General features: G+C 70.4%; 21 protein-coding genes and 2 pseudogenes. 7 read left to right on the forward strand and 16 right to left on the reverse strand.

All coding sequences use genetic code 11. From position 1 onward, the window contains the following. Nucleotides 1-68 precede the first annotated feature (68 nt). On the reverse strand, nucleotides 69-356 hold the full coding sequence (gene groES, locus DK389_RS17700) for a co-chaperone GroES (protein ID WP_109891518.1): 288 nt from the start codon (nucleotides 354-356) through the stop codon (nucleotides 69-71). Nucleotides 357-580: 224 nt separating this feature from the next. Between groES and DK389_RS17705 the strand changes: the two are divergent. Then, nucleotides 581-1,584 (forward strand): annotated as a pseudogene (locus DK389_RS17705) (magnesium transporter CorA family protein). On the opposite strand, the gene DK389_RS17710 reads toward DK389_RS17705, so the two are convergent. From DK389_RS17710 to DK389_RS17720, 3 genes are all read right to left on the reverse strand, one after another. After that, the gene (locus DK389_RS17710) at nucleotides 1,568-2,266 is read right to left on the reverse strand and encodes a class I SAM-dependent methyltransferase (protein ID WP_109891520.1); all 699 of its coding nucleotides are present in this window, start codon (nucleotides 2,264-2,266) and stop codon (nucleotides 1,568-1,570) included. The pseudogene DK389_RS17705 and the gene DK389_RS17710 overlap by 17 nt on opposite strands. Before the next feature lie 81 nt (nucleotides 2,267-2,347). After that, nucleotides 2,348-4,456 carry a glycine--tRNA ligase subunit beta gene (gene glyS, locus DK389_RS17715; RefSeq protein ID WP_109891521.1) on the reverse strand — a complete coding sequence of 703 codons (2,109 nt, stop codon included), beginning with the start codon at nucleotides 4,454-4,456 and terminating at the stop codon, nucleotides 2,348-2,350. A gap of 92 nt (nucleotides 4,457-4,548) precedes the next feature. After that, nucleotides 4,549-5,487, reverse strand: coding sequence for a glycine--tRNA ligase subunit alpha (locus tag DK389_RS17720; RefSeq protein ID WP_109891522.1), 939 nt, complete (start codon nucleotides 5,485-5,487; stop codon nucleotides 4,549-4,551). A 210-nt stretch (nucleotides 5,488-5,697) separates the two neighbouring features. Here DK389_RS17720 and DK389_RS17725 point away from each other — a divergent pair, with 210 nt between their 5' ends. Further along, on the forward strand, nucleotides 5,698-5,946 hold the full coding sequence (locus DK389_RS17725) for a hypothetical protein (protein WP_109891523.1): 249 nt from the start codon (nucleotides 5,698-5,700) through the stop codon (nucleotides 5,944-5,946). 25 nt (nucleotides 5,947-5,971) lie between these two features. Here DK389_RS17725 and DK389_RS17730 read toward each other — a convergent pair whose 3' ends face one another. Further along, the gene (locus DK389_RS17730) at nucleotides 5,972-6,829 is read right to left on the reverse strand and encodes a S49 family peptidase (RefSeq protein ID WP_109891524.1); all 858 of its coding nucleotides are present in this window, start codon (nucleotides 6,827-6,829) and stop codon (nucleotides 5,972-5,974) included. Nucleotides 6,830-7,029: 200 nt separating this feature from the next. Here DK389_RS17730 and DK389_RS17735 point away from each other — a divergent pair, with 200 nt between their 5' ends. Next, the gene (locus tag DK389_RS17735; RefSeq protein ID WP_162560711.1) at nucleotides 7,030-7,353 is read left to right on the forward strand and encodes a hypothetical protein; all 324 of its coding nucleotides are present in this window, start codon (nucleotides 7,030-7,032) and stop codon (nucleotides 7,351-7,353) included. Here the strand turns inward: DK389_RS17735 and DK389_RS17740 are convergent. Next, the gene (locus DK389_RS17740; RefSeq protein ID WP_109891526.1) at nucleotides 7,347-8,117 is read right to left on the reverse strand and encodes a tRNA1(Val) (adenine(37)-N6)-methyltransferase; all 771 of its coding nucleotides are present in this window, start codon (nucleotides 8,115-8,117) and stop codon (nucleotides 7,347-7,349) included. The two genes, DK389_RS17735 and DK389_RS17740, sit on opposite strands and share 7 nt — an antisense overlap. Beyond that, nucleotides 8,101-8,334: a putative signal transducing protein gene (locus DK389_RS17745; protein WP_109891527.1), complete on the reverse strand. Its 234-nt coding sequence runs from the start codon at nucleotides 8,332-8,334 to the stop codon at nucleotides 8,101-8,103. Before DK389_RS17745 ends, DK389_RS17740 begins: the two co-directional genes overlap by 17 nt. Nucleotides 8,335-8,519: 185 nt before the next feature. Between DK389_RS17745 and DK389_RS17750 the strand changes: the two genes are divergently transcribed. Continuing rightward, nucleotides 8,520-9,542 (forward strand): polyprenyl synthetase family protein, encoded by a 1,023-nt coding sequence (locus tag DK389_RS17750; RefSeq protein ID WP_109891528.1) that lies wholly within the window; start codon nucleotides 8,520-8,522, stop codon nucleotides 9,540-9,542. 12 nt (nucleotides 9,543-9,554) lie between these two features. On the opposite strand, the gene DK389_RS17755 is transcribed toward DK389_RS17750, so the two are convergent. From DK389_RS17755 to DK389_RS17765, 3 genes and pseudogenes are all read right to left on the reverse strand, one after another. Next, entirely contained in the window at nucleotides 9,555-10,430 is an 876-nt protein-coding gene (locus DK389_RS17755; RefSeq protein ID WP_109891529.1) for a 4-(cytidine 5'-diphospho)-2-C-methyl-D-erythritol kinase, read from the reverse strand. A 189-nt stretch (nucleotides 10,431-10,619) separates the two neighbouring features. Continuing rightward, a pseudogene (locus DK389_RS17760) lies at nucleotides 10,620-12,502 on the reverse strand (tetratricopeptide repeat protein). Nucleotides 12,503-12,639: 137 nt separating this feature from the next. Then, nucleotides 12,640-14,313: an electron transfer flavoprotein-ubiquinone oxidoreductase gene (locus DK389_RS17765; protein WP_109891530.1), complete on the reverse strand. Its 1,674-nt coding sequence runs from the start codon at nucleotides 14,311-14,313 to the stop codon at nucleotides 12,640-12,642. Between the two features lie 192 nt (nucleotides 14,314-14,505). Between DK389_RS17765 and DK389_RS17770 the strand changes: the two genes are divergently transcribed. Together DK389_RS17770 and ypfJ are read left to right on the forward strand one after the other, a co-directional pair. Then, a complete protein-coding gene (locus tag DK389_RS17770; protein ID WP_109896520.1) occupies nucleotides 14,506-15,345 on the forward strand; it encodes a uracil-DNA glycosylase in 840 nt (279 codons plus the stop codon). Nucleotides 15,346-15,440: 95 nt separating this feature from the next. Continuing rightward, complete coding sequence (ypfJ, locus tag DK389_RS17775) at nucleotides 15,441-16,343, forward strand: KPN_02809 family neutral zinc metallopeptidase (protein WP_109891531.1); 903 nt, start codon at nucleotides 15,441-15,443, stop codon at nucleotides 16,341-16,343. 44 nt (nucleotides 16,344-16,387) lie between these two features. On the opposite strand, the gene DK389_RS17780 is transcribed toward ypfJ, so the two are convergent. The 4 genes from DK389_RS17780 to DK389_RS17795 all read right to left on the reverse strand — a co-directional run bounded on the left by DK389_RS17780 (nucleotide 16,388) and on the right by DK389_RS17795 (nucleotide 20,208). Next, nucleotides 16,388-17,902, reverse strand: a complete 1,515-nt coding sequence (locus DK389_RS17780; protein ID WP_109891532.1) for an aspartate ammonia-lyase — start codon at nucleotides 17,900-17,902, stop codon at nucleotides 16,388-16,390. Nucleotides 17,903-17,987: 85 nt separating this feature from the next. Continuing rightward, the gene (locus DK389_RS17785) at nucleotides 17,988-18,818 is read right to left on the reverse strand and encodes an ABC transporter substrate-binding protein (RefSeq protein WP_109891533.1); all 831 of its coding nucleotides are present in this window, start codon (nucleotides 18,816-18,818) and stop codon (nucleotides 17,988-17,990) included. Continuing rightward, nucleotides 18,791-19,516: an ABC transporter ATP-binding protein gene (locus tag DK389_RS17790; protein ID WP_109891534.1), complete on the reverse strand. Its 726-nt coding sequence runs from the start codon at nucleotides 19,514-19,516 to the stop codon at nucleotides 18,791-18,793. The genes DK389_RS17785 and DK389_RS17790 overlap by 28 nt, the downstream gene beginning before the upstream one ends. Further along, the gene (locus DK389_RS17795) at nucleotides 19,513-20,208 is read right to left on the reverse strand and encodes an ABC transporter permease (RefSeq protein ID WP_109891535.1); all 696 of its coding nucleotides are present in this window, start codon (nucleotides 20,206-20,208) and stop codon (nucleotides 19,513-19,515) included. The genes DK389_RS17790 and DK389_RS17795 overlap by 4 nt, the downstream gene beginning before the upstream one ends. A 71-nt stretch (nucleotides 20,209-20,279) precedes the next feature. On the opposite strand from DK389_RS17795, the gene DK389_RS17800 reads away from it, so the two are divergent. After that, a complete protein-coding gene (locus tag DK389_RS17800; RefSeq protein ID WP_109891536.1) occupies nucleotides 20,280-21,272 on the forward strand; it encodes a substrate-binding domain-containing protein in 993 nt (330 codons plus the stop codon). A 6-nt stretch (nucleotides 21,273-21,278) separates the two neighbouring features. Here the strand turns inward: DK389_RS17800 and DK389_RS17805 are convergent, their stop codons facing one another. Together DK389_RS17805 and mobB are read right to left on the reverse strand one after the other, a co-directional pair. Continuing rightward, a complete protein-coding gene (locus DK389_RS17805) occupies nucleotides 21,279-22,532 on the reverse strand; it encodes a molybdopterin molybdotransferase MoeA (protein ID WP_109891537.1) in 1,254 nt (417 codons plus the stop codon). Then, nucleotides 22,516-23,055 (reverse strand): molybdopterin-guanine dinucleotide biosynthesis protein B, encoded by a 540-nt coding sequence (mobB, locus tag DK389_RS17810; protein ID WP_109891538.1) that lies wholly within the window; start codon nucleotides 23,053-23,055, stop codon nucleotides 22,516-22,518. Before mobB ends, DK389_RS17805 begins: the two co-directional genes overlap by 17 nt. Nucleotides 23,056-23,067: the final 12 nt, after the last annotated feature.

Here is a 23,067-nt window from a genome sequence, read left to right on the forward strand (position 1 = left end):
AGCCCCGAGGCACCGCCTGCCGGCGGCCTCGAAGGGCGTCGTTCAAGAATCCGTGGGTCGGGCCGCCCTCAGGCGACGATGCCCATGATGTCGGATTCCTTCATGATCAGGAGGTCCTGACCGTCGATCTTGACCTCGGTGCCCGACCACTTGCCGAACAGCACGCGGTCGCCGGCCTTCACGTCCAGAGCGTTGACACGGCCCTGCTCGTCGCGGGCGCCGGGGCCGACGGCGACGACCTCGCCCTCCTGGGGCTTCTCCTTGGCGGTATCCGGGATGATGATGCCGCCCTTGGTCTTCTCCTCGCCCTCGATGCGGCGGACGACGACACGGTCGTGCAGCGGACGGAACTTCATGAGCTGCCCTCTTGCTTCAAATTCTCAGGTGGCGTTCATGCGGCCGGAACCGCCTCGAACACCGGCTGTTAGCACTCGCGGGTTTCGAGTGCCAAAGCTGCCGGCGAGATAGGCGCGGGCGTTTTTCGAGTCAAGGCTGTCGCGGCCCTATCCCTGACCCGTGACGGCCCGATGTCGATGCGTCGACAGCGTACCCACCCGAACTCCACGGAATCCGAGACCCCATGCTGAGCCTTCACGGCCCGAGGGCGCGGTCGAGCACGCCGCGACGCCGGACGGAACGGACCTGCCGCCGCACGCGATCTGGATCGATCTCGCGAATCCGACCGCCGAGGAAGCCGAGCTCGTCGAGGAGACGACGGGCCTGCGCGTGCCGTCGCGGCAGGCGCTCAGCGAGGTCGAGAGTTCGAGCCGCCTGCGACGGCTGCGCAACGGATTGTCGCTGTCGACACCGATGATCACCTTCGACCAGGCGGATTCGCAGCTGAAGCCCCTCGGCTTCGTGTTGACCAAAGACCGGCTCATCACCGTGCGGTTTCACGACCTGCGTGCATACGCCGAGGTCAAGGCGCGCCTCACGAACGGCGACGGGCCCGCCACACGCAGCATCGAGATCTTTCTCCTGTTGATGGAAGAGCTGGTCGACAGCCTCGCCGACGCCTTGGAGGAGATGGGCGCCGACCTCGACGCCCTGTCGACCCGGGTCTTCGATTTCGACGCGGGCGCGCGGCCCGGGGCGCGGCCGGGCGACAGCCGGGCCCCGCGCCGGCGGGACATCGCGCTGCGGCGCATCCTGCGCAGCGTCGGGCGCCGCGGGAAGGCTCTGGGCAAGCTCCGCGCGAGCCTGCTGGGGCTTCAGCGCATCGTGCCGTTCGTGGCGGCCGAGTGCGGGAGCTTCGCCGAGGGCGACGCCGACGCCCGCTTCGAGACGATCCAGCGCGACATCGCCTCCCTCGACGAATTCGAGACGCGGCTCACCGAGAACGTCCAGTTCCTCCTCGACGCGACGCTCGGCCTCATCAACATGGAGCAGAACAACACCTTCCGGATCCTGACGGTGGTCTCGGTGGTCGGCGTGCCGCCGACGCTGATCGCGTCGATGTACGGCATGAACTTCAAGCACATGCCCGAACTCGACTGGCTCTACGGCTACCCGTACGGCCTCGCGCTCATCGCGACGAGTGCGCTCGTCCCGATGATCTATTTCAAGGTCAAGGGCTGGTTCTGAGGCCACCGTCCGCGTCGGCGATGAAGCGCTCGATCGTGGCGTAGATCTGCTCGTCGTCCGCCAGGTTCATCATCGCCCCGTAGGTCTCGATGAAATCCTCGTAGGGCATCCGGCCGATCTCCGCGAGCGGGGTCCCGAACCGCTCGTCGTAATGCCGCGGGTCGCGCCAGACCACGGTCTGCCCGTGACCGCCGAAGGTGCGGAAATGGTAGATCTTCATCATGCTGCGGATGAAATGGACGACCTTGAAAACGTCGCCCATCCAGGCCCCGTCTCCGTTCCCGAGGGAGCGGCGTAGGCGGTAGCATCGCTCCTGGTCGGGCAGGGCGGAGAAATTGTCGTTCGGAACGGTGTCGTCGAACAGCCAGATCGTGCGGTCGTGCGCGAAGGCGATCGAGTTCAGGAAGTCGCGAAGGGTCTGCTCGAAGGTGTGCAGTCCGTCGAGGAAGATCAGGTCGAAGGGCTCGTAGGGGGCGGATCGGAAGAACGCGTCGCTTCCGACCTCGTGAAACCGGGTCCGGTCGGTCTCGTGCGCGGACGCGTCAAACGGGAAACTCGGGTCGACCGCGACCTTGAAGTCGACGTTCACGTTGAAGAACGTTTCCCCTCGGAAGACGCCAACTTCGAGGTAGCGCCGCGCGCCGCAGATCCGGGCCAGACTGTTGATCCGCTCGTGATGCATTGCGCCCTGTCCCCCGCGGCGGATTCACGCCCGACCGCTGATAGCACAGGTTGCCGGAGGCTCGAATCGAAGGGGGGCGCACTACCCCTCGATCTTCGAGAAGTCGGCAACCTCCCGCGTCGCGGCGCGCAGGGCGTTGAGGAGGGCGAGGCGGTTCGCCCGCAACGCCGGATCCTCGGCATTCACCGTCACCTTGTCGAAGAAGGCGTCGACGGCGGCCCGTAGGGTCGAGAGGGCCCGCATCGCGCCCTCGAAATCCTCCGCCGCCACCGCCGCAGAGGCCTCTGCCCGAGCCTTCGCGAGCGCCTCGGCCAGAGCCTTCTCCTCGGGCTCGCCCATCGCGATCAGGGCGGCGTCGGGCTCGGAATCGTAGGCGCGCCCATCCTTCTTCTCCTCGATTCGCAGGATGTTGGCGGCCCGCTTCGCGCCGGCGAGGAGATTGCGGCCGTCGTCGCTGTCGAGGAACGCGCCGAGGGCCTCGACCCGCCGGACGATCATCAGGAGATCGTCCTGGCCGGGCAGGGCGAAGACGGCGTCGATGAGGTCGTGCCGGGCACCCTGGTCGCGGAGATAAACCTTCAGGCGGTCGGCGAAGAAGGCGAGGAGATCCGCACCGGCGCCCTCGCCCAGGCCGCCGGCCTTGGCGTGCAAGGCGCCGGCCCGCCGGAAGATCTCGGAAAGGCGCAGACGGCAAGAGCCCGAGACGACGAGCCGGATGATGCCGAGCGCGGCGCGGCGCAACGCGTAGGGATCCTTGCTCCCGGTCGGCTTCTCGTCGATCGCCCAGAATCCGACCAGCGTGTCGAGCTTGTCGGCGAGCGCCACCGCCACCGAGACCGGATCGGTCGGGACGCGGTCCGTCGGCCCGAGCGGCTTGTAATGCTCCTCGATCGCCGCGCAGACGCTGTCCGGCTCGCCCTGGAGCTTGGCGTAGGTGCGTCCCATCAGGCCCTGGAGTTCGGGGAATTCGCCGACCATCTCGGTGACGAGGTCGGCCTTGGCGAGGCGCGCGGCGCGTTCGGCGAGATCCGGGTCGGCCCCGACGAGGGGCGCGATCTCCCGCGCGAGCGCGGCGATGCGCGCCACCCGCTCGCCCTGCGTTCCGAGCTTCTCGTGGAAAACGATCGTGTCGAGCTTCGGCAGGCGGTCCTCGAGCCGCACCGCCTTGTCGGTCTCCCAGAAGAACTTCGCGTCCGAGAGCCTGGCCCGCACCACGCGCTCGTTGCCCGCGGTGATGGCAGCGCCGCCGTCGCTCGCCACGAGGTTCGACACGAGGATGAAGGCCGGTGCCAGCGCCTCGGAGCCGCCCTGGCGCAGCACGAAGCATTTCTGGTTGGCGCGGATCGTGGCGCGGATCGCCTCTGCCGGAATGTCGAGGAAGCTCGCGTCGAACGAGCCCATCAGCACGACGGGCCATTCGACGAGGCCCGCAACCTCTTCGAGCAGGCCCTCGTCCTCGACGAGGTCGAGCCCGCGCGCGAAAGCGAGGTCGCGGGCATCGTGCAGGATGATGTCCTTGCGCCGGTCGGCGTCGAGGACGACCTTGGCGCGCTCCAGGCTCGGGGCGTAATCGTCGAAACGGCGCACCTCGAAAGCCTCGGGCGCGAGGAAGCGGTGTCCGTAGCTGGTGGTGCCGGCCGCGATTCCATCGGCCGAGAAGGGCACCACCTCCGGCGTCTCCGTCTCCGGCCCGAAGGTCGCGACGATCGACTGGAGCGGGCGCACCCAGCGGAGCGAACCGGCCTGGGCCGATGCGGCGCCCCAGCGCATCGATTTCGGCCAGGGGAAGCCGCGGATGATCTGGGGCAGGATCTCCGCCAGCACGTCGAGCGTCTCGCGTCCCGGCCGCTCGATCACCGCGAGGTAGAATTCGCCCTTCTTCGGGTCGGTGACGGTCGTCGCCTCGTCGAGGCTCGCCAGCCCCGCGCTCTTCAGGAAGCCCTGCACGGCAGCCTCGGGGGCGCCGACGCGCGGCCCGCGCCGCTCTTCCCGGACGGCCTCGCCCCGGGGCGGCAGGCCGGCGACATGGAGCGCGAGGCGCCGCGGCGTCGCGAAGGCCTTGGCGCCCTCGTAGAGGAAGCCGCGCTCGACGAGGGCGTCGGTGACGAGCTTGCGCAGATCCTCGGCCGCGCGCCGCTGCATGCGGGCGGGGATCTCTTCGGAGCGGAGTTCGAGGAGGAGGTCAGGCATGGGTCCACCGGCGGCAGCGGCCGCGCGTCAGAGATCGGCGGGGCCGCTGCCCGTTTAGAGAGCCGGTCCCGAGGTGTCGAGGCAAGGCGCAGTCAGGCCGGGGCCGTCGCGCCGCCGCCCTCCGTCCGGAGCCATGCCGCGCCGCAGGCCTTCGCCAGTTCGCGCACGCGCAGGATGTAGCTCTGCCGCTCCGTCACCGAGATCACGCCGCGGGCGTCGAGCAGGTTGAAGACGTGGCTCGCCTTGATGCACTGGTCGTAGGCCGGCTGCACCATGCGGTGGCGGCCCGCCTCGCCCTCCGGCGCTCCCGCGTCGAGGTAGAGGCGGCAGGCCTTCTCGGCGTCGGCGAAGTGGCGGAACAGCATCGCCGTGTCGGCGGCCTCGAAATTGTGGCGGGAATATTCCTGCTCGGCCTGCAGGAAGACGTCGCCGTAGGTGACCTTGTCGGCCCCGGACCCGCCGTTGAAATTGAGATCGTATACGTTCTCGACGCCCTGCACATACATGGCGAGGCGCTCCAGCCCATAGGTGAGCTCGCCCGCCACCGGCGCGCACTCGAAGCCCGCGACCTGCTGGAAGTAGGTGAACTGGCTGACCTCCATCCCGTCGCACCAGCATTCCCAGCCGAGGCCCCAGGCGCCGAGCGTCGGGCTCTCCCAATCGTCCTCCACGAAGCGGATGTCGTGAAGCGCGAGATCGACGCCGATTGCCTTCAGCGAGGCGAGGTAGAGATCCTGCAGGTTCTCCGGGTTCGGCTTCAGGATCACTTGAAACTGATAATAATGCTGCAGCCGGTTGGGGTTCTCGCCGTAGCGCCCATCCTTCGGTCGGCGGGAGGGCTGGACATAGGCCGCCTTCCAGGGCTTCGGGCCCAGCGCCCGCAGGGTCGTGGCCGGGTGGAAGGTGCCGGCGCCCACCTCCATGTCGTAGGGCTGAAGGATGACACAGCCCTGCTCCGCCCAGAATCGCTGGAGCGTGAGGATCAGCCCCTGAAACGAGGCTTTCGGCGAGAGATCGGCGTCGCTCGGCATCGTGAGACGGGTCCGGGAGGCGGGAAGCGGAGGGGCGGAGCCTTTAAGTGTGCGTCCCGAGGTGTCAAGCGCGCGGTTCCGTGCGCCGACGCACACAATTCCGTCGCAATTCGGTCAAGATCCGGAACTGCCAAGCCCCCGGCCAAGTTTATCACGCAACCAGGGGATGATGCTCCGCCTCAGGGCGGACTAAGCTTCGGACGACCAGTCATGCGCAAGGGTTTCACTGTCTTCGCGGCACTCGTGGCCGCCTCTCTCGTCGCCACGCCGCTCGTGATGGGCGCCAGCGCCCTCGCGACGCCCGAGGAGACCTCCGCGGTCGAGAAGCCGGTGGCGATCATGCCGGTCGAGATCGCGCCCGTCGCGGCGCCCGCCGCCGAGACCTGCACCCGGAAGGTCCGCGTGGTCTACAGCGGCTACGGTGCCCCGCAGGCCGGCTGCGCCGCGCAGGCGCGCTAAAACGCGCAGGCGCGCTCAGGCCGTCTCACAGCCCGAAGCGCGCCCAGGTGGCGCGCTCCTCGATCGCGGACAGTGCCTCCTCGGCGAGTCCAATCCCGCCCGGCGTCGTCCGTCTCAGCAGGCGGGCGAGGAGCGAGCCCTTCGCGTCCGCCACCATCTTGAGGTCGACCTTGTCGCCGTAGCGTGCTCGCATCGCGGTGCGCACGTCGCCGAGCGCGTCCACGAGGCCGAGATCGAGGGCCTGCCGCCCGGTCCAGATCGCGCCGGTGAAGAGGTTCTCACCATCCTTCGGCAGTTTCGGGCGTCGCTCGCTGACGAGATTCGTGAAGACCTCCTGTACGTCGGCCTGGATCCGCTTCAGCCGCGCCACGTCGGCCGGGTCCTCCGGCCGAAAGGGGTCGAGCATCGCCTTCGCCTCGCCCTGCGTGTGGACGCGCCGCTCGACGCCGATCCGCTCGATCAGTCGGTCGAACCCGAATCCCGCCGAGACCACGCCGATCGAGCCGACGACGGAGGTCGGGTCAGCGATGATCTCGTCGGCCGCGCAGGCGATCATGTAGCCGCCGGAGGCCGCAACGTCCTCGACGAAGGCGTAGACCGGAAGATTCTTCTCCGCCGCGAGCGCCCGGATGCGCCGGTGGATGAGGTGCGACTGGGCCGGCGAGCCGCCGGGCGAGTTGATGACGAGCGCGACGGCGACCACGCCCCTCATGGTGAAGGCGCGCTCGAGGCTGCCGGCGACCGATCCGATCGAGAGGCCGGGCCGGATCGGCGACACCGCGCCGATCGCCCCGCTCAGGCGGACCACCGACACCCGCGGCGGCCGCTCCCGAAACCGCCGCGGCAGGAGCGCCCGGAGGGGCGCGGGGAGGGAGTGCGACATGGGTCCTCGCATCGCGGCAGAGCTTGGCCTGCCTCCGCAATGGGGCTCTGCGTAATCGACCGCAAGGCTCCACGCCATCGGCAGCACGTACGGGACCGAACGATTTTCGACCTTGGCCGTTCCTCCCCGTCGCAACGCCTGCCGCCCGGGCCTGCGGTTCCTGCGATGGGCGGATCGATCCTGGGAGGAGAGCAAACGCCATGCGAATACTGATAGGGATGTTCCTGGTCCTCGCCGCTCTCGGCGGGGCGGCGGGCTTCAGCCTGCCGACGAAGGCGGCGCCGTTGCCGGTCGCCGCGCGCGTCGCCGACACCGGCGAGGGTGCGCTCGTGACGGAGGCGCGCTGGCGTCATCGCCGGCACTGGCACCGGCACCATTATCGCCGGCACCACGGCTGGCGCCGCCACCATTACCGCCGGCACCACGGCTGGCGTCGCCACCATTACCGGCGCCACTACCACCGGCGGCACTGGGGCTACCGCCCCTATCACCACCGCGCCTATGGCTGGCGCCCGTTCTACTGAGATACGACCTCCATCGCTGCGCCCTCGCCGCGGTGGAGTGCCTCGCTCTCGGGCGTGAAGCGCCCGTCCCCATCCTGCAATACGAGGGGCGGCAGGAGAGTGAGGGGGGCGCGGCTCCCCTTTATGCCGGCGAGCAGGATCCGGATCGCCGGTCGGTCGGCGCGGGCATGGACCGGACGCAGGCGGAGCGCGCCGAAGCGGTTGCCGACCGCGTCCAGGCAAGCCCGGAGGGCGTCGGCCCGGTGGATCAGCCCGAGAAGCCCACCCGGGCGCGCGACGTCCGCGCAGGTGCGCAGCCACGTCTCCAGGGAACCGGCTTCGAAGCTGTGGGCGGACGCCTTTCCGCCATGGGGTGACGGGCGGTGCCGCCCGCCCTCCAGGAATGGGGGATTCGTCAGAACGATGTCGGCCGGGTGCGTCCCGAGGCCCGAGGCCCGGCGAAGGCCGGCCGGCGCCAGGATGTCGGCCTCGCGGACATCGACGCGCGTGTCGAGCCCGTTCTCGGCGACATTGCGGCGCGCCAGCGCGGCCAGTTCTGGCTCTCGCTCCACCAGGACGACCCGACAAGTCGGCGCACGCACCGCGCAGGCGAGCCCGACCAGACCGGTCGATGCGCCGAGATCGCAGATGAGGGCTCCGTCGCCGGGTTGGAACATCGTGCTGAGCAGCACCGCGTCCGTTCCGGCCCGATGGGCGCCGCGGGGCGGCTGGTGCAGGCGGAGGCGGCCGCCGAGCAGGAGATCCGGCTCAGCCGCCGGCCGCATCGCGCAACTCGTGGGCGAGCCCGACCTCGATGAGCAGTCGCCGGGCCTGCCGGGCGTGGTCGTCCGGCACGAGCAGGCGGCGCGGAAAGGCGCCGATCGTGCCCTCCATCAGGCTCATGTGCTCGTCGGCGACCAGGACGGGGATCTCGGCACCCTCCAGGATCGAGCGTGCGAATCCGATCAGGACGATGTCGTTGGTGCGGATGATCTCGATCATCGGTCAGCCGGGCAGGAGGGCGGCGAAGGGCGGCGCTTTCGCCGCGTACAGGTTCCCGTGCCGGCACGCCATATCCGAGGCGATCCCTTCCGCGAACGGCCGGGGCGTGTTGCAGCGCCACGGGCCGCGTGCGAAGGGGTGCCGAACGTATCGTCGCAGCTTGTCTGGCCGGGAGGCATCTGACCTTGGGTGTGGTCGTTTCCTTCGATGAAGGTCGCTCCGATCCGGAAGCGAGCCTGACCGAACTCGTCGCGCTCGTCGCCGCCGGCATGGAGCGCGTCAACGCGATGATCCTGTCGCGCACGGGCTCGGACGTCGCGATGATCCCGGAGGTGGCCAACCACCTGATCGCGTCCGGCGGCAAGCGCCTGCGCCCGATCCTGACGCTCGCCACCGCCGACCTTTGCGGCTACGCGGGCGGCGACGGTGCGGTGAAGCTCGCCGCGAGCGTCGAGTTCATGCACACCGCGACCCTCCTGCACGACGATGTCGTGGACGAGAGCGACATGCGGCGCGGACGCGTCGCGGCGCGGATCAACTGGGGCAACCAGGCGAGCGTCCTCGTCGGCGATTTCCTGCTGGGCCAAGCGTTCCGCATGATGGTCGAGGTCGGTTCGCTGCGCGCCCTCGACATCCTGTCGGCCGCCGCCACCGTGATCGCGGAGGGCGAGGTGATGCAGCTCACCGCCGCCAAGAACACCGAGACCAGCGAGGACGAGTATCTCGCGGTGATCCGCGCCAAGACCGCGGAGCTGTTCGCGGCGGCCTGCGAGGTCGGCCCCGTCCTCGCCGACCGGCCGAGGGCGGAGCAGGCGGCCTGCCGCTCCTACGGGATGAATCTCGGCATCGCCTTCCAGCTCATCGACGACGTGCTGGATTACGGTGGCACCAGCGCCAGCCTCGGCAAGAACGTCGGCGACGATTTCCGCGAGGGCAAGATCACGCTGCCGATCGTGCTCTCCTTCCGCCGCGGCACCGACGAGGAGCGCGCCTTCTGGCGCCGGACCCTGGAGAAGGGCGAGGTCGAGGCCGGCGACCTCGAGACCGCCCGCGCCATCCTGCGGCGCCATCGGGCTCTCGAGGATACGGTCGAGCGGGCCCGCCATTACGGCGCGATGGCGCGCGACGCGCTCGCGCTGTTCCCGAACGGCCGGACGAAGACGGCCCTGCTGCAGGTCGTCGATTTCTGCATCGCCCGGGCGCACTGACCGGGCAGCGATCTAGCGCAGCAGCGTCGGCTCGACCCACCAGCCCGGCATCGCCCGGCCAATCGCGCCGGCTGCCAGTGCCGCCTGACTGCGACGGGCGAAGAGGCCGAACACGGTCGCGCCGGAGCCCGACATCCGGGCGAGGCGGCAGCCCCCTTGCGCGCGAAGCGCAGCGAGCGCCTCGCCGATCACCGGCGCGACCGTGAGCGCGGGCGCTTCGAGGTCGTTCCGGGCCGGCCCGATCAGGCCGATGAGCCCGTTGAGGCCGAGCCCGGTCACCACCTCCGGATGCTCCGCGCCGGGCAGCGTGTCCCCGGGCGAGAGGCCGAGCGCCTTGAAGACGGGCGCGGTCGGCACCGGGACGCCGGGGTTGATCAGCACGGCGGGCAGGGCCGCGAGGTCGAGTGGCCTGCCGATCGTCTCCCCCGCGCCGCGCATCATCCTGGCGCGCGGATCGAGGCAGACCGGCACGTCCGCCCCCGTCGCACGGGCCGACTCCACCACGGCCGGATGATCGAGGCCGAGCCCGTTGAGATCTGCCAGGAGCCGCAGCGCCGCCGCGGCGTCCGACGAGCCGCCCCCGATGCCGGCCGCCACGGGCAGGCGCTTCACGAGGCGGAACGCCCCCATGCGCAGGCCGGGCACGCACCCGGCGAGATGGCGCGCGGCGCGCAGCACGAGGTTGTCCTCGGTCGGGCCGGCCGGACCGGCCGTCGGGCCCTCGATCGCCAGAGCGAGCCCGTCGGCAGGCTCCAGCGTCAGGTGGTCGCCGACGCCCGCGAAGGCGACGAGGCTCTCAAGGGCATGATACCCGTCCGCCTGCCGCCGGCCGAGCACGTGCAGCGTGAGGTTGATCTTCGCCGGGGCGCGGGTGGCGAGGCTTGGCATGGGAGAGGCGGCTGACCGGTCGCGTTTTCCCTTCCCGTGCGGGGAGGGGGGAGGATGGTTCGGAGGCCCCCGCTGCGCCGTACGCCGCACGAACCTCCGTCACCGCGAAGGGCGGAGGAGCGACGTGTCGGCCGATTGAGGGCGGCTGTGCCGGATCAGGAGGGTGTGACGAGCGAGCGACGGCGGCCCTTAGCTGCCGCCCTTCTTCTTCGCCTTGTCGGCGGCGCCAGGCGGCTCACTCGGGGCGGGGGCGCCCTTCGGCAGTTCGGGGTTCTCGGGGTTGTGCGGAGCGGCAACCGGCGCCGGCGGGTTCTCAGCCGTCGCCGTCGGCTTCTCGACGTCCGGCAGGCCGTTCTTCAGCTTCTCGTTGATCTTCTCGAGCTCGTCCGGCTCGGGGTTCAGGTCCTTGGCGTGCTGCCACTGGAACTTGCCCTCGAGGCGCCGACCCGCCCGCCAATAGGCATCGCCGAGGTGGTCGTTGATGGTCGGGTCGCCGGGCTTCAGCTCGACGGCCTTCTCCAGCTCGCGCACCGCATCGTCCCAGCGTCCGAGCCGGTAATAGGCCCAGCCCAGGCTGTCGATGATCATGCCGTCGCGTGGGCTCGCATCGACCGCCTGCTTCAGCATCGTGAAAGCCTGGTCGATGTTCATGTTCTGGTCGACCCAGGAATAGGCGAGGTAGTTCAGCACTTGCGCCTTGGCGCTGAGCTGGCTCGGCGGCACGAGCTCCAGCGCCTTCTTGAGGTCGGCCTCCGCCTTCGGCCATTGCTTGGCCCGCTCGTAGGCGGTGCCGCGGAAGTAGAAGGTCGTCCAGTAATTCTGGATCGGCCGGTCGCCGATCAGCTCGATGGCCCGGCTGTAGGTCGCGGCCGCGTCCTCATACTTCTTTCGCGAGCGCTGCACGTTGCCGAGCGCCGTGATCACGTCGATGTCGTCGGGATGGGCCTTCATCGCCGCGTCGAGATGCGCGAGCGCCTCGTCGCCCTTGCCCATCTGCTCAAGGTTCAGGCCGATCTGGATGTCGGCATTGAGCTTGAGGGGCGAGCTGGCCGGGATCTGCGCGTAGGCGTCGTTGGCGCGCTCGGGCTGCTTCATCCGGTCGAGGGTGTCGGCGAGCGTCAGCCGGGCGAGCGCGTGCTCGGGGGCAAGGTAGAGTGCGAGCCGCAGGTAGACCACGGCCGGCAGCTCGTCGCCCTGCGTCGAACCGGCGGAGCCGAGGCCATAGAGCACCTCGGCGGCCCCCTCCTGAGCGGAGTTAATCAGGCGCGGCAGCGGCTTGCCCGACTTCAGCTTGTCGAGGGCGTCGCGGATGATGGGGTGGCGCGGCAGGACGTTGTCGAACTCGGTGTAGGCCTGGATGGCGAGATCGGTGCGGCCCGCATTCGCCTCGAAGCGGGCATAGGCATCGACGATGCGGAGCGTGTTGCGGTCGGTGTCGTAGGCGGCCTTCAGGCGCCGCTCGGCCTCGGCCTGATCGCCCACGAGGCTCGCGATCAGCCCGGCATGGTAGTCGCGGAAGGTGTTGTAATAGCGCTCGCCCCGGAGCTTCGAGACGGTCTCCAGCGCGCGCTTGCCGTCGCCCGCGCCGGCATACGCCCAGGCCGTCAGCAGGGTCGCGGTGAGGTCGGCGGCCGCCCCCGGCCGCTGCGGGCGAGGTTCTGCCGCGCGCCGGCCCACTGGCCGGCCTTCATCTGGCGGACGCCGAGCGCGAGCTGGGCGAGGCCGTTCGCACCGTCCTTGGTCGTGAGGCGCTCGGCGGCGCGGAAGGCGTCGGGCAGCGCGCCGTCGGCCAGCATCGAGACGAAGGCCCGTTCCAGAAGCTCGGCGTTGCGCGGGTCGGCCTTCACGGCTTCCCGATAGAAATTCGCTGCCGCCGCGGTGTCACGGGAGACGCCGGCGATGTAGGCCGAGAGGAAGTTGCCCTCAAGCGATTCCGCCGGCTCGTATTCCAGGATCGGGGTCGACTCGCGGGGCTGCGCGGCGAGCGCGGAGACCGTGAACGGCAGGGTGCCGCTCAGCGCGAGGGCGAGCACCGACGCGGTGCGGCGGGAAGCTTTTCCGAGTGTGGGCACCAGTCACGGCTCCTGCGCGCGCCGACCCAGCGTGGAGGGCCGGCGCCGATGTGGCGGGGACAGTGGACTCTTCCCGCCATACCCGCAAGGCGAAAGGATGACGCCGCGGCCGCGCTCCGGAGCCGCGCCGGAGCCCGTCACATGTTGGGGTAATTCGGCCCGCCGGGACCCTCCGGGGTCACCCAGTTGATGTTCTGGTTCGGGTCCTTGATGTCGCACGTCTTGCAGTGGACGCAGTTCTGCGCGTTGATCTGGTAGCGCACGCCGTCGCCGGCCGAGGCATCCTCCACCCACTCGTAGACGCCGGCTGGACAGTAGCGCGCCGAGGGACCGCCGAACACGTCGTGCTCGGACGATTTCTGCAGGCCCATGTCCTTCACCTGGAGGTGAGGTGGCTGGTCCTCCTCGTGGTTCGTGTTGGAGAGATACACGGAGGAGAGCCGGTCGAAGGTCAGCTTGCCGTCCGGCTTGGGGTAGACGATCGGCGTCACCTCCGAGAGCGGCTTCAGGCAGGCATGGTCCGGCTTGCCGTGCTTGAGCGTCCCGAAGAGCGAGGCGTTGAAGATGGTGGTCGACCACATGTCGATGCCGCCGAGACCCACGCCGACGAGCGTGCCGTATTTCGACCAGAGCGGCTTGACGTTGCGCACGGCCTTCAGGTCGCGCCCGATCGGGCTGTCGCGCCAGCCGCTCTCGTAATCGGTCAGTTCGTCGCCCTGGCGACCGGCGGCGAGCGCCGCCGCGATGGCGTCGGCCGCCTGCATGCCGGAGAGCACCGCGTTGTGCGAGCCCTTGATGCGCGGCACGTTCACGAAGCCGGCGGAATCCCCGACGAGGCAGCCGCCCGGGAAGACGAGCCTCGGCACGGATTGCCAGCCGCCCTCCATGATGGCCCGCGCCCCATAGCCGATCCGCTTGCCGCCCTCGAACACCTCCCGGATCATCGGGTGCGTCTTGAAGCGCTGGAACTCCTCGAAGGGGGAGAGGGTCGGGTTCTCGTAGTTGAGGTGCGTGACGAAGCCGACCGAGAGCAGGTGGTCGTCGAAATGGTAGAGCCACGACCCGCCGCCGGCCTTGTTCGGCAGCGGCCAGCCCATCGTGTGCTGGACGAGGCCGGGCTGGAACTTGCCGGGTGCGAGCTGCCACAGCTCCTTGACGCCGATCCCGTACTTCTGGTGGTCGCGGTCCCGGTTCAGGCCGAACCGGTCGACCAGCGTCTTGGTCAGCGAGCCGCGGGCGCCCTCGCCGAAGATCGTATACTTGGCGCGCAGCTCCATTCCGCGGGTGAAGTCGTCCCGCGCCTCGCCGGAGCGGCCGATGCCGAGATCGCCCGTGGCGATGCCGACCACGGCACCGCGCTCGTCGTAGAGCACCTCAGAGGCCGGGAAGCCGGGATAGATCTCGACGCCGAGCTCCTCCGCCTTGCGGCCGAGATACTTCGTGACGTTCGACAGCGAGCCCACGAAGTTACCGTGGTTCGACATCAGACGCGGAAAGAACACGTTTGGCAGGCCGATGCCGCTGTTCTTGGTGAGGAACATGAACTCGTCGCGCTCGACGGCGGTCTTGAGCGGGCGATCCGGATCATCCCGCCACTCCGGCAGAAGCGTGTCGAGGCCGAGCGGATCGACCACCGCGCCGGACAGGATATGGGCGCCGACCTCGGAGCCCTTCTCGACGACGACCACGCTGATCTCCTCGCCGCGTTCGGCGGCGATCTGGCGCAGGCGGATCGCGGCGGCGAGGCCCGCGGGACCGGCGCCCACGATGACCACGTCGAAATCCATTCCCTCGCGTTCGGGAAGCGCCATTCCGTGTCCTCCTGCCGCCGTGCCCGCGGCGTCATCCGCGCAGAGCCGGCCTGTCTTGTTGATGTCTCTCTCAACCCGTTCCAAGGTAGGAACGCAAGTGCGAAGGGACAGGCTCGGCACACGGTCGCATCCCTCGGCCGGGATGCCGCGCGCACGTTGTCCACAGGCTTGCGCGGCACCACATCTCGTCCGATGACTTCGCCCGCAGACTACGACCGCGATCTGATCTCGCTCCTCGACTTCCACGTCGAGGCCGGCGCCGACGCGGCACTCGACGAGCGCCCGCACGACCGCTTCGGCGAGGCGGAAGAACGCCAGCCCGAACGTCGGCCGTCCGTCCCCCGCGCGGAGCCCGCGCCTGCCCGCGCGCCGTCGCGTCCGCCGCCTCCGCAGAGCACCTTCGGGCAGTCCGCCGCGGCCAAGCCCGGCGAGGCGGCGGGCGATGCCCGCGCGCGGGCCGCCGAGACGGCGACGCTGGAGGAACTGGAGGCGCTGCTCGCCGGATTCGACGGCTGCCCGCTCAAGTTCACGGCCAAGAACCTCGTCTTCGCCGACGGCAACCCGGCCGCGCGGGTCATGTTCGTGGGGGAGGCGCCGGGTGCCGACGAGGACCGGGTCGGCAAGCCCTTCATGGGGCGGTCCGGCCAGCTCCTCGACCGGATGATGGCGGCGATCGGCCTCGACCGATCGAGCGCCTACATCGCCAACATCGTGCCCTGGCGCCCGCCCGGCAACCGCAACCCGACGCCCCAGGAGGTGTCGGTCTGCAAGCCCTTCATCGAGCGGCAGATCGAGCTCGCCGACCCGGACCTGATCGTCTGTCTCGGCAGCCCGGCGACGCAGACGCTGACGGGCACGAAGGACGGCATCCTGAAGGCGCGCGGCCGCTTCTATCCCTACCGGTTGGCCAACCGCGAGGTGCGCGCGCTCGCGACGCTGCACCCGGCCTACCTGCTGCGCCAGCCGGTGCAGAAGCGGCTCGGGTGGCGGGATTTCCGGCTGGTGCGCGCGGCCCTCGACGGGAAGGCTTGAAACGGACGCGACCTTGGCCCAAGCGGAACCGTAGCTCCGGCGCGGCCATTGAATGGGCGGTTGCCGGTGGGTGATCTGTAACGGGTGGTGCGGCCATGCGCTGGGAAGACTTCCGCAGTTCCGACAACGTCGAGGACCGGCGCGGCGAGGGCGGCGGCGGCGGCTTCGGCTTTCCCGGTGGCGGGGCCGGTGGCCTCGGCATCGGCACCATCGTCATCCTGATGATCATCGGCTGGGTCACCGGCATCAACCCGGCGATCCTGATCGGCGGCGCCGAGCAGATGACCCGCGGGCGCGAGAGCCAGGAGCAGGTCGACCCGCAGGCGCAGCAGCGCCGCAAGACGCCCCCGACCGACCAGAGCGGGCAATTCGCCGCCAAGATCCTCGGCAACACCGAGGATGTGTGGAGCACGGTGCTGCCGAACCAGACCGGCAAGCAATACCCGCCGACGCGGCTCGTCCTCTACAAGGGCGGCACCCGCAGCGGCTGCGGCTCGGCCCAGGCGGCGATGGGCCCGTTCTACTGCCCGCTCGACAAGAAGATCTACCTCGACACCTCCTTCTTCCAGGAGATGGGCCAGAAGTTCCGCGTGAAGGGCGACTTCGCCTACGCCTACGTGATCGCGCACGAGGTCGGCCACCACGTCCAGGACGTGCTCGGCATCCTCGGCAAGGTGCAGCAGCGCCAGCAGGCTTCGAGCAAGGTCGAGTCGAACCAACTCTCCGTGCGGGTCGAGCTGATGGCCGACTGCCTCGCCGGTGTCTGGGCAAAGAACTCGGACGACCGCTTCAATTCCCTGGAGCAGGGCGACATCGAGGAGGCCCTGCAGGCGGCGAGTGCCATCGGCGACGACAAGCTGCAGGAGCGCAGCCAGGGCTACGCGGTGCCCGATTCCTTCACGCACGGCTCGTCCGAGCAGCGGATGCGCTGGTTCATGACCGGCTACAAGAGCGGCCAGACCAAGGCCTGCGACACGTTCCGCAGCGCGCGGAACTGAGGGCGCGACGGACTCCCTCTCCCGAACGGGAGAGGTCGCGCTTCTCAGGCCGGCTTGGTGATCTTGCGGCCCCGCGAGGGCCGCGTCATCGCCTCGAGCTCCAGCAATTCGTGGAGCTGCTCCTCGGTCAGCAGCCCTTCCTCCAGCACGAGATCGGCGACGGGGCGGTTCTCGGCCAGCGCGCGCTGGGCGACGCGGGAGCAATTCTCGTAGCCGAGCGCCGGCACGAGCGCGGTGACGAGGCCGATGCTGCCGTGAACGAGGCTGCGGCAGCGCTCGCGGTCGGCCTCGATCCCCTCGACGCAGCGCCGCGTCAGCGTCTCGACGCCCGAGGTCAGCATCCGGATCGAGGAGAGTACGCAGTAGCCGATCGTCGGCTCGAAGGCGTTGAGCTGAAGCTGCCCGCCCTCGGCGCAGAGGGTCACGGTGAGATCCTGGCCTATCACTAGGAAGGCCACTTGGTTCACCACCTCCGGGATCACCGGGTTGACCTTGCCGGGCATGATCGAGGAGCCCGCCTGGACCGGCGGCAGGCGGATCTCGCCGAAGCCCGTGCGCGGCCCAGAGGAGAGCAGCCGCAGGTCGTTGCAGAGCTTCGAGAGCTTCACGGCGACGCGCTTCAGGACCCCTGAGAACAGCACGAAGGCGCCGAGGTCCGAGGTCGCCTCGATCAGGTTCGAGGCGAGGATCATCGGCTGGCCGGAGGCCCGCGACAGCTCCTCGACGGCGAGCGCCGCGTAGCGGGGATCGGCGTTGATGCCGGTGCCGATGGCGGTGGCGCCGAGATTGACCTCGCGGAACAGCCCGACGATCTCGGTGATGCGGGCGACATCCTCCTTGATCGTGGTGTGGAAGCTGTCGAATTCCTGGCCGAGCGTCATCGGCACGGCGTCCTGGAGCTGGGTCCGTCCCATCTTGAGGACGTCGGCGAACTCCACCGCCTTGCCCTTGCAGGCGTAGGCGAGGTCATCGAGGGCGCGCACCAGCGGCTGGGTCGCGAAAATGACGGCGAGGCGGAGCGCCGTCGGATAGGCGTCGTTCGTGGACTGCGCCATGTTGACGTCGTCGTTCGGGTGGAGCGCCGCGTAATCGCCGAGCGGGCGCCCCATCAGCTGCAGGGCGACGTTCGCGATCACCTCGTTGGCGTTCATGTTGGTCGAGGTGCCGGCGCCACCCTGGATGGCGTCGACCACGAAGGCCTCGGCGTAGGATTTCTCGCTCGCGACGAGGGCGCAGGCCCGCTCGATCGCGTCGGCCTTCTCCGGCGCGAGGTACCCGAGGCGCCGGTTGGCGCGGGCCGCCGCCTGCTTCACCAGGGCCAGCGCCCGAACGAGTTCGGGGAAGTGACCGACCGGCACGCCCGTGATCGGGAAATTCGCCACCGCCCGCTTGGTGTGGATGCCCCAGAGGGCGTCCGCCGGCACGTCGGCGTAGCCGAGGAGGTCGTGCTCCGAGCGGGTGCGGGTGCTCTCCATCTCGACCGTCCGCACGGTCGAGACGGCGAGCGTGTCGGGCATGTCCGGCGTCTGCGCGCCCTGCGGTGCCGCTTCGGTCTCCATCGGGTCCTCCGGTCGACTCAGGGGCTCGGGTCGAGCCTAGCAGAGCCGCAGAAGCGTCGCAGGAATCGGACCGGGCCCCGCCCGATCACGATTTGCTGCTGTCGGCATTCGGGAAGAACAGCTGCTCGCCCTCGATCCGGTAGTCGGCGATGGTCCGCTGCCCCTCGGGGGAGATCAGCCAGTCGACGAAGGCCTGACCCTCCTTCGCCTTCACCTGCGGGTGCTTCTCCGGGTTCACCAGCATGACGCCGTACTGGTTGAACAGGCGCTTGTCGCCCTGGACCAGGATCGCTAGGTCGCCCCTGTTCTTGAACGCGAGCCAAGTGCCGCGGTCGGCGAGGATGTAGGCGTTCGCGGCCGAGGCGGTGTTCAGCGCCGGGCCCATGCCCTGCCCGACATCCTTGTACCACTCGCCCTTCACGGCGCCGAGGTCGAGACCGGCATCCTTCCAGTAGCGCAGCTCCGCCGCATGGGTGCCGGACCGGTCCCCGCGCGACACGAAGGGCGCCTTCGCGGCGGCGATCCGGGCGAACGCCGCCGTCACGTCGCTGCTTTTGGCGCCGGCCGGATCCGCCTTCGGGCCGACCACCACGAAATCGTTGTACATGACGGCGTGTCGCTTCGGGGCGAAGCCCTCCGCGACGAACTTCTCCTCAGCGGCCCTGTCGTGGACGAAAACCACGTCCGCGTCGCCGCGGCGGCCGACGTCGAGGGCCTGGCCGGTGCCGAGCGCCACCACCTTCACGCCGATCCCGGTCTTCTCGGTGAAGCGCGGCAGCAGGTGCTTGAACAGGCCCGACTGCTCGGTGGAGGTCGTCGAGGCCACCGTGATGGCGGTCTGCGGCTCGGCCGCCGCGGGCCCGGCGAGGAGGGCCGCGAGGCCGAGGCTCAGGAGGCTGCGGCGAAGGATGTCCATGGGAGTTCTCCCTTGATGTAGGCGCGGGCGTCCGCGGTGCGGGGTGAGAAAAGAACCTGCCGGGTCGGACCGTGCTCGACGGCGCGGCCCCCCGACATCACGATCACGTCGTCCGCGAGCCGCGCGACCTGACCGAGATTGTGCGAGACGATCAGTACCTTGGTGCCGGCCCGGGCCATCTCGGCGACGAGCGCCTCGATCGTCTCGGTCGCGGCCGGGTCGAGGCTCGCGGTCGGCTCGTCGAGGAGGAGAAGCTGCGGCTCCGTCGCCCAGGCGCGGGCCAGCGCGAGGCGCTGCTGCTCGCCGCCCGACAGCTTCGTCGCTGGGTCGCCGGCCCGCGCGCCGAGGCCGACCCGGTCGAGCGCCGCCGCGACGCGGGCGTTCCGCTCCGCCCGCCCGAGCCGCAGGGGTTCGAGGGCGAGGCCGAGATTGCGGGCGACGCTGGCGCGCACCAGGGCCGGGCGCTGGAACACGAAGGCGCGCCGGGCCGAACCGTCCGCGCCGATGCGGACCGCGCCCTCGCTCGGGGCGAGGAGGCCGTCGATCAGGCGAAGCGTCACGCTCTTGCCGGCGCCGTTCGGTCCGATCAGGGCGGTGATGCCGGGCGCCGCGATGGTGGCGTCGAGGCGGTCGAGGATGATGCGGCCGCCAGCGCGGTAGCCGAGCCCGTCGAGGCGGATCGGAAGCGCCGGGCTCATCCGTAGGCCCTCGCCGCGTAGGCCCGCAGGAGCGAGGCGGCGGCGTTCACCGCGACGACGAGCGCGATCAGGACGAGGCCGAGCGCCAGCGCCAGGGCGAGGTCGCCCTTCTGCGTCTCCAGCGAGATCGCCGTCGTCATGGTCCGGGTGAAGCCGTCGATGTTGCCGCCGACGACGAGCACGGCGCCGATCTCCGAGATCGCCCGCCCGAAGGCGGCGAGCACCGCCGTCGAGAGCGAGAAGCGCACGTCGAAGATCAGGATTCCGGCCCGCCGCCACGCGGGCAGCCGCAGCGAGCGGAGCTGCTCGCCGAGATGCGCCTCCGCATCGGCCACGATCTGGCGGGTCAGCGCCGCGATCAGGGGTGTCACCAGGACGCTCTGGGCCGCCACGATCGCGGCGGGAGTGAAGAGGAGGCCGAATGGGCCGAAGGGCCCGGAGCGGGAGAGCAGCAGGTAGATCACGAGGCCGACGATGACCGGCGGCAGCCCCATCGAGGCGTTGAGCAGGCCGACGATGCCCTGTCGTCCGGGAAAGCGGAGCACGGCGACGAGCGCCCCGAGGGGGATGCCGACCACGCAGCCGATCAGCACGGCGGACAGGCTCACGCGCAGGGACAGCCACGCGATGGCGAAGACCTCGCGGTCGAGGCCCGCAAGGCGCGAGAAGGTGTCGGACAGGGTCTCGGACATCGGCGGTGCTGCACGCTCCCTCACCTCATGCTAAGGGTGCCGGCGCAAATTCAATAGGAAAGCGGTTTCATATGAGAGCGGTGCTGCGCCTCTCGGGCTGCCTCGATCTCGGACACGGCACGCACTCCTTCGACGGCGCGCTCGAATTGCTCGCCGCGCTCGCCGACGAGCGATCGGTCCAGGGCGCCGCGCGCCGGCTCGGCATCTCCTACCGGTCGGCCTGGGGACGGATCGCGGCGCTCGAAGCCGCGTGCGGGCGGCCCGTCGCGACGAAGACGAAGGGTCACGGCACCGTCCTGACCGCGTTCGGCGCGGACCTGCGCGCGGCGCTCTCGGAGGCGCGAGCCGCGACGCAGGGCCCTATCGAACTGGCCAGGGCGCATCTCGATGAACGCGTCGGCGCGCTCCTCGCACCCGCGCGGCTCCGCCTCGCCGTGAGCCACGACACCCTGCTATCGGCCGTGTTCGCCGGCCGCGTCGACGTCGAGGTCACGGTGGCCGGCAGCGCCGAGGCCCTGGCGAAGCTCGCGGCCGGTGCGGTCGACGGGGCGGGCTTCCATTTCGGCGCGCGCGAGCCCCGTCCGGGCTCGCCCTTCGCCGACGTGTTCCGTGACACGGGCCTGTCCGTGGTGCGCCTCTTCCTGCGCGAGCAGGGGCTGATGTTCGCGCGCGGCAATCCGCACGGGCTGCGGAGCGTGGCCGACATCGCGGCCTCCGGCGCGCGCTACGTCAACCGCCAGCGGGGGGCCGGGACCCGCCTGTGGTTCGAGCGCCTGTGCGGCGAGGCGGGCCTCGGCCCAGCCGATATCCGGGGATTCGACACGGAGGAGTTCACCCACCAGGCGGTCGCCGCGATCATCTCGTCCGGCGCGGCCGATGTCGGGATGGGCACACGGGCGGTCGCCGCCCGCTTCGGCCTCGATTTCCTGCCGCTCGGCGAGGAGACCTACTTCCTCGCGACCCGCGCCGGCCCGGACCATCCGGCTCTGGCAGGCGTCCGCGCCGCCATCGGCGAGCGGTCGCGGCAGGAGGTCGGCTACGCGCCGGCCGAGCCCGCGCGCTGACCGGCCCTACCAGAGTGCGGCATGCGGGTGGAACAGGATCGTGTCGCCCGCCTGAACGCCCGTCGCGTCGTCGGGAAGTTCCGCGAGGCCGTCGCTGCCGGTGAGCGAGGTGATGATGCCGGCCCCGTCCTGGGCGAATTTGACGGCCTCGACCGTTCCGTCCTCGGCCCGCTTCAGGCAGACGCGGACGAACTCGCGCCGGCCCGTCTTCTTCCGGTAGGCGAAGGCCGCCCGCACCGGCACTCCGAGGGGCGGCGTGTAGCGGCCGCCGCCGAGCCGGGCGAGGAGGGGGCGCACGACGAAGAGCAACGTCACGTAGACGGCGACCGGGTTGCCGGGCAGCCCGACGAAGGGCGTTCCCCCGACGACGCCCATGGCGACGGGGCGGCCGGGCTTGATCGCGAGTCGCCAGAGCACGAGGCGGCCCGCGGCCTCGACGGCATTCTTGACGTGGTCCTCCTCGCCCGTCGAGACGCCGCCCGAGGTGAGGATGAGATCGTGACTCTCCGCCGCTCGCGCGATGTGCGCGATCAACGTGCCGGCGTCGTCGCGGAGGATCCCGAGATCATCGACCTCGACCCCGAGGCGCCGCAGCAGGGCCGCCAGCATCACCCGGTTCGAATCGTGGATCGCGCCGGGATTCAGGTGGGTGCCCGGCTCGCTCAGCTCGTTCCCGGTCGAGAACAGGGCGACCCGCAGGCGCCGCCGGACGCGGATCTCGCGGTGGCCCGTCGCCGCGGCGAGCGCCAGATCCTGCGGCGTCAGGCGCCGGCCCGCCGGGATCGCGAGGCCGCCGCTGGCGAGGTCCTCCCCGGCCGGGCGGCTGTTCGCGCCCGGCTTCAGTCCCGCGGGCAGCACGACGTGGTCGTGCTCGAGCCGCACGTCCTCCTGCATGAACACGGTGTCGGCGTCGCCCGGCATTGGCGCGCCGGTGAAGATCCGCACGGCCGCGCCCCGCGCCATGACCGCCTCCGCCGATGCGCCCGCCGCGAGGCGGCCCCGCAGCGGGAGCCGCGTCTCGCCCTCGGGGGCGAGGTCGGCGTGACGCACCGCGTAGCCGTCGACCGCCGAGTTCCGGAAGGGCGGCAGGTCGACCCGCGCCGTCAGGTCCTCGGCCGCGATGCGGCCATCGGCGTCAATCAGCGGGATCGTCTCGCAGGCTTCGATCGCCGGCAGGCGCCCGGTGATGAGGGCGACCGCGTCCTCGATCGTCATGAGCGGGCCGCCGAAGGCGAAGCAATCGTCAGTCAGCTGCGCCATGACATTCCAGCCTCTCCAGGACCGCGCCGATCGGCTCGGCCAAGCGCAGGACGAGATCGGCGATCGCCTCGGCATCGTCGAGCGGGACCACCGGCCGGCCGGCCTCCGGGAAAGAGACATCGCTCGCGACCGCCACGATGCGGGGATCGTGCGGGTGAAGGGGATCTCGCCCGTTGGCCGCGCGGAAGACTTCGAGCTTCGGGTGGCTCTCGCGCTTGAAGCCTTCCACCAGCACCACGTCGCAGGGGCTCAGGCGCCGCAGCAGGTCGCCGAGGCTCGCCTCCGGCGCGTCGCCGAGCTCGTGGATCTGCGCCCAGCGCCGGGATGAGGCGATGATCACCTCGCCCGCTCCGACCTCGCGATGGACGAAGGAATCCTTGCCGGGCCGGTCGATCTCGAAGGCGTGGTGGGCGTGCTTGAGGGTCGCGACCCGAAGCCCCCTCCGGGTGAGGGCCGGGATCAGCTTCGTGAGCAGCGTCGTCTTCCCGGCCCCGCTCCAGCCGGCGAGGCCGATCACGCGCATGTTTAGCTCCGG

It is taken from the genome of Methylobacterium durans, from assembly GCF_003173715.1.
Taxonomy (GTDB): Bacteria; Pseudomonadota; Alphaproteobacteria; order Rhizobiales; family Beijerinckiaceae; genus Methylobacterium; species Methylobacterium durans.